Source organism: Methylobacterium symbioticum (genome assembly GCF_902141845.1).
GTDB classification, from domain to species: domain Bacteria; phylum Pseudomonadota; class Alphaproteobacteria; order Rhizobiales; family Beijerinckiaceae; genus Methylobacterium; species Methylobacterium symbioticum.
In genome coordinates this window covers 1-4,317 of the sequence record NZ_CABFPH010000197.1, presented here as the reverse complement: position 1 = coordinate 4,317, position 4,317 = coordinate 1, and the positions used below count along the sequence as shown (strand labels likewise).

The following is a 4,317-nucleotide window of genomic DNA, read 5'->3' as shown; positions in this document are numbered from 1 at the left end:
GCTGAGCTTCCCGAGCTGGGATGGGGCGATCGTCTTCCTGATCGCCGCTGCCGCGGTCTGGCCGATCCTGTTCTCGACCGCGGCCGGGGTGAAGCGGGTCGATCCGGTCTGGCTGACGCTCGCGCGCAACCTCGGCGCCGGTCCCCTCGGGACCCTGCGCGCCGTAGTGATCCCGGCGGTGCTGCAGGACATCCTGACCGGACTGCGGCTCGCCCTCGGCGTTGCCTGGATCGTGCTGGTGCCGGCCGAGTATCTCGGGGTCACGAGCGGACTTGGCTACGCCATCAACGATGCCCGCGACACCCTCTCCTACGACCGGCTCGCCGCCCTCGTCCTGCTGATCGGCCTGATCGGCTACGCCCTCGACAGCCTGCTCGGCCGCCTCGCGGCCTGCGCCCGCTGGATTCCCGCGACCTGAGGAGTTTGCCCATGAGTTCGACCACCGACGTTGCCGCGCGCGAGATCGTCCAGACGTTCGAGACCATCGACCGTGACGCCCTCGCCGCTCTCTCCGAAAAAGGACGGGCGGACCCCACCGCCGTGCGCACCGTTCGCGCCCGCACGGTCGCCGAGGGGCGGCGTTTCCGCCACCTCAACTACGTGCGCAACCTCGACGTGCACGTGGTCGACGAGCCGCCGGGCCTGCTCGGCGACGACACCGCGCCGAACCCCACCGAGGCGCTGCTCGCGGCGCTCGGCACCTGCGTGGCGGTGGGCCTCCAGGCCAACGCGGTGGCGCGCGGCTGGACCGTGCGCGGCATCACGATCGAGAGCGAGGGCGACATCAACATCACCTCCGTCTGGGGCACGGGCGATCTCTCGCCGAAGGCGGTGGGGTTGTCCGCCGTGCGCCTCAAGGCCCATCTCGACATCGCAGGTGCCAGCCCCGAGGAACTCGACGATCTGGTCGCACACGCGGCGGCGTGGTCGCCGGTGCTCAACACCGTGAAGAATCCGGTCCCCGTCACCCTGGCGCGGGCCTGAGCACCGCGATGAGCGCCGCAGCCCTATCGATCGCCTCCGGCCCGCGCCCCGACATCTCAGAGATCGTGCGGACGCAGTTGCGCCCGCAGGTCGCGGCGATCGATGCCGGCGCCTATCCGGAGGCGACCTTGCGCGCGCTCGGCGCGGCGGGCGCCTATCGGCACCACGCCGACGGCACGCGAGCGGGCCTCGTGCGGGCGGTCGACGCCATGAGCGAGATCGCCACAGCCTGCCTCTCGACCGCCTTCTGCGCATGGTGCCAGGACGCGCTCGTCTGGTACCTCGCCCGGAGCGCGGAGCCCGGCGCCGCAGAACAGCTCGGAGCGGTGGCCGCGGGGCACCAGCTCGGCGGCACCGGACTGTCGAATCCGATGAAGGCCTTCTCGGGAATCGAGTCGCTGGCCCTGTCCGGTACGCGCGTGCCCGGCGGCTACCGAGTGCGAGGGCGCCTGCCCTGGGTTTCGAACCTCGCGGCTGGTCACCGCTTCGCCGCCATCTTCGCCCTGGAGGACGGCACCCGGGTGATGGCTGTCCTTACCGCCGGCACGGAAGCAGTCGCGCTGGCCGCGACCACCCGCTTCGTGGCGCTGGAAGGGACTGGCACCGTCACGGTGCTGGTGCGCGATGCCTTCGTGCCGGACGCGGACGTGATCGCCCCCGACGCTGCGGCCTTCGTGCCGCGCATCCGCAACGGCTTCGTGCTGCTGCAGGCCGGGATGGGCCTCGGCCTCGCCCGCGGAGTCGCCGCCCTGATGCGAGCGGACGGTCGCGGGCGTCGGCAGGCAGCCTACCTGCCGCTGGGTCCGGATGCGATCGAGGATCGGGCAGGTGCCCTGAATGAGCGGGTCGCGGCGGCAGCCGAGCGCCAGGCCGACCCAGCCTATGCGACGTTCCTCGACACCCTGCGCCTGCGCCTGGACGTCTCCTGGCTGGCGCTGGAGGCGGCACAATCCGCGATGCTCCAGTTCGGCGCTCGGGGCTATCAGGAGGGAGCCGAGGCGTTCCGGCGCTTGCGCGAAGCACAGTTCGTGGCGATCGTCACGCCCTCGGTCAAACACATCTCCGCCGAGCTCGCCCGCTCGGCCTGAGGCGGTCTGCTTCGGGGTCGGGGTGCTCGGGCTCACCGCCGCATGGCCGCGGATGCATCGGGCGTCCGCAGCCGCGGCGGAGCGACCTTATCATGCATCGTCGTGGACGATCGTCCCGTCGACGGCCGTTAGACGGCCGCGGAGATCGCCCAAGGCCGACGGGTCGGTGGCTGTCGGGTCGGCGGACAGCACGGCGAGATCCGCGGCATACCCGGCCTTCAGAGGTCCTTTCCATCCCTCGTCGAAGTTCCGGCCGAGACCGAATCCCTGAATGGGCGGCGCGCAGCATATCTCTGAATAAAAGAAGCAATCGGTGCAACCAATGGCACGATAATCCCACAATATGTCATAAGATAATGCTATAAAATCTATCGTGATACCTATTTGTAGTCCATTTTTCTCATTGACGCATCTCAAAAAATTGAACAAATACGCTGGCAGCGGGTCAGCCGATCGGATCCGATCCGCATGCATCATGACCCGCCAGATCGCTCGCCCGACCGGGGTCCGGCGTCGATCCGCGAAGAATTCGTTCCATCATCAGCTGTGGCTCGGCGGATCCCCGCCCGACCGGAGTATCCGATGCCCTATGATCGCCTTTCGCGCCGGCAGATCCTCGCGATCTCGGCCGGGGCCATGCTGGTCCCTGCGGTGGGTCGCGCCCAGGGCGCTTCCGTCGCGAAGATCGGTCTCGTCCAGTCGACCACCGGCGGATCTGCGGCCCTTTATGGAACCGAGCAGAAGCAGGCGATCGAGCTCGCTTTCAGCGAGATCAACGAGGCCAAGGCCTTGGGCGAGATCCGCCTGCAGGCGCTTCACGCCGATGACGGGGCCGATCGGGGTCAGACCGTGAATATCTTCCAGCGGCTGATCCGTCAGGACAAGGTCGTGGCAATCCTGGGGCCCACGCTGTCGAACTCCGCCTTCGCGGCCGACCCCCTGGCCCAGCAGGCGAGCATCCCGGTGATCGCCAGCTCGAACACGGCCCCGAACCTGACGAAGATCGGCGACTTCATCTTCCGCACCAGCGTTCCGGAGGATCAGGTCTTTCCGAGTGTGCTCGGCTACGCGGTGCGGAAACACGGTGTGAAGCGCGTCGCGCTGATCTACGGGCTCGACGACGCGCTCACGCGCGGGGCGCACGACGTTCAGAAGAAGGCCGCGCAGGATCTCGGCCTGCAGCAGGTCGCGGTGGAGAGTTACCAGCGCGGGGATGTCGACTTCTCAGCGCAGCTCACGAAGATCAAGGCTCAGAATCCCGATGCCGTCATCCTCGGAACGCTGGCCGAGGAGGCGGCCGCCATTCTGCGGCAGGCACGGCAACTCGGGTTCGACGAGCGGATCGCTTTCGTCGGCTGCAACGCCAACATCTCCGCCAAGCTCTTCGAACTCGCCGGCCCGGCCGCCCATGGCATCATCGTGGGCGCGTCCTGGTTCGCAGGCTACGACAATCCGAAGAGCAGGGCCTTCGTGGACGCCTACCGCCGACGCTACGGCAGCACGCCCGACATCTACGCGGCTCAGGGTTACGATGCGGCCTACCTGATTGCCGAGGCGATCCGACGCGCCCGGACCGTCACCGATGGACGGGCGGTGCGCGCCAAGCTCGCCGAGATCCGGGATTTCGACGGCGTTCTCGGCCGCTACGGCTGGTCGCCCGAGCGCGACGCGACGGTCACCCCGAAGGTGCTGGTCGGAGACGGACAGGCCAAGGTCTTCGTCGCCGCGCCGGCCGTCTAGGACGCGCGGATGCTCCTCCAGCAATTCGTAAACGGCCTCTCGCTCGGAGCCGTCTACGCCGTCTTCGCGGTCGGCTTCACGCTGGTCTTCGGCGTCCTCAACGTGCTGAACCTGTCCCAGGGCGCCGTGTTCATGTGGGGCGCCTATGTCGGGCTGGAGGTGATGCGGACGCTGCACCTGCCGCTCGCCGCCGCCATGGCGGTCGCGCTCCTTGCGGCCGGCCTGCTCGGCGTCCTCAGCGAATGGATCGTCTTCCGCCCGCTCCAGCGCCGCGGGGCGCATCGCTGGATGGGCATGGTCGGAAGCCTCGCCCTGGCGCGGATCCTCATCGGGGCCGCGCAGGAGGTGTTCGGCACCCAGGTCGTCCGCTATCCGGACGGCGCCGTGATCGGCGCTGCGGTCGATCTCTGGGGCGTCCGCGTCCAGGGCCTGCAGGTCGTGGCGCTCGCCGTTGCCCTCGTCCTCGTGCTGGCGCTGGGCGCGCTGCTCCGGCTCACGAATTTCG

5 protein-coding genes are annotated in these 4,317 nt (G+C 68.8%); all 5 read left to right on the top strand.

The features are described 5' to 3' along the window. On the top strand, nucleotides 1-418 hold a 418-nt coding region (locus MET9862_RS28565; RefSeq protein WP_142586263.1), incomplete at its 5' end, for an ABC transporter permease. 11 nt (nucleotides 419-429) lie between these two features. Beyond that, the gene (locus MET9862_RS28560; RefSeq protein WP_142586262.1) at nucleotides 430-984 is read left to right on the top strand and encodes an OsmC family protein; all 555 of its coding nucleotides are present in this window, start codon (nucleotides 430-432) and stop codon (nucleotides 982-984) included. 8 nt (nucleotides 985-992) lie between these two features. After that, nucleotides 993-2,072, top strand: a complete 1,080-nt coding sequence (locus MET9862_RS28555) for an acyl-CoA dehydrogenase family protein (protein WP_142586261.1) — start codon at nucleotides 993-995, stop codon at nucleotides 2,070-2,072. A gap of 582 nt (nucleotides 2,073-2,654) precedes the next feature. Beyond that, on the top strand, nucleotides 2,655-3,812 hold the full coding sequence (locus MET9862_RS28545) for an ABC transporter substrate-binding protein (RefSeq protein ID WP_185157049.1): 1,158 nt from the start codon (nucleotides 2,655-2,657) through the stop codon (nucleotides 3,810-3,812). Nucleotides 3,813-3,821: 9 nt separating this feature from the next. Beyond that, the coding region (locus MET9862_RS28540) for an ABC transporter permease subunit (RefSeq protein ID WP_438616662.1) at nucleotides 3,822-4,317 on the top strand (496 nt) is incomplete at its 3' end.

Coding starts and splice junctions, on each gene's coding strand:
- MET9862_RS28545 (WP_185157049.1), top strand. CDS start 2,655: ATGCCCTATGATCGCCTTTCGCGCCGGCAGATCCTCGCGATCTCGGCC.
- MET9862_RS28555 (WP_142586261.1), top strand. CDS start 993: ATGAGCGCCGCAGCCCTATCGATCGCCTCCGGCCCGCGCCCCGACATC.
- MET9862_RS28560 (WP_142586262.1), top strand. CDS start 430: ATGAGTTCGACCACCGACGTTGCCGCGCGCGAGATCGTCCAGACGTTC.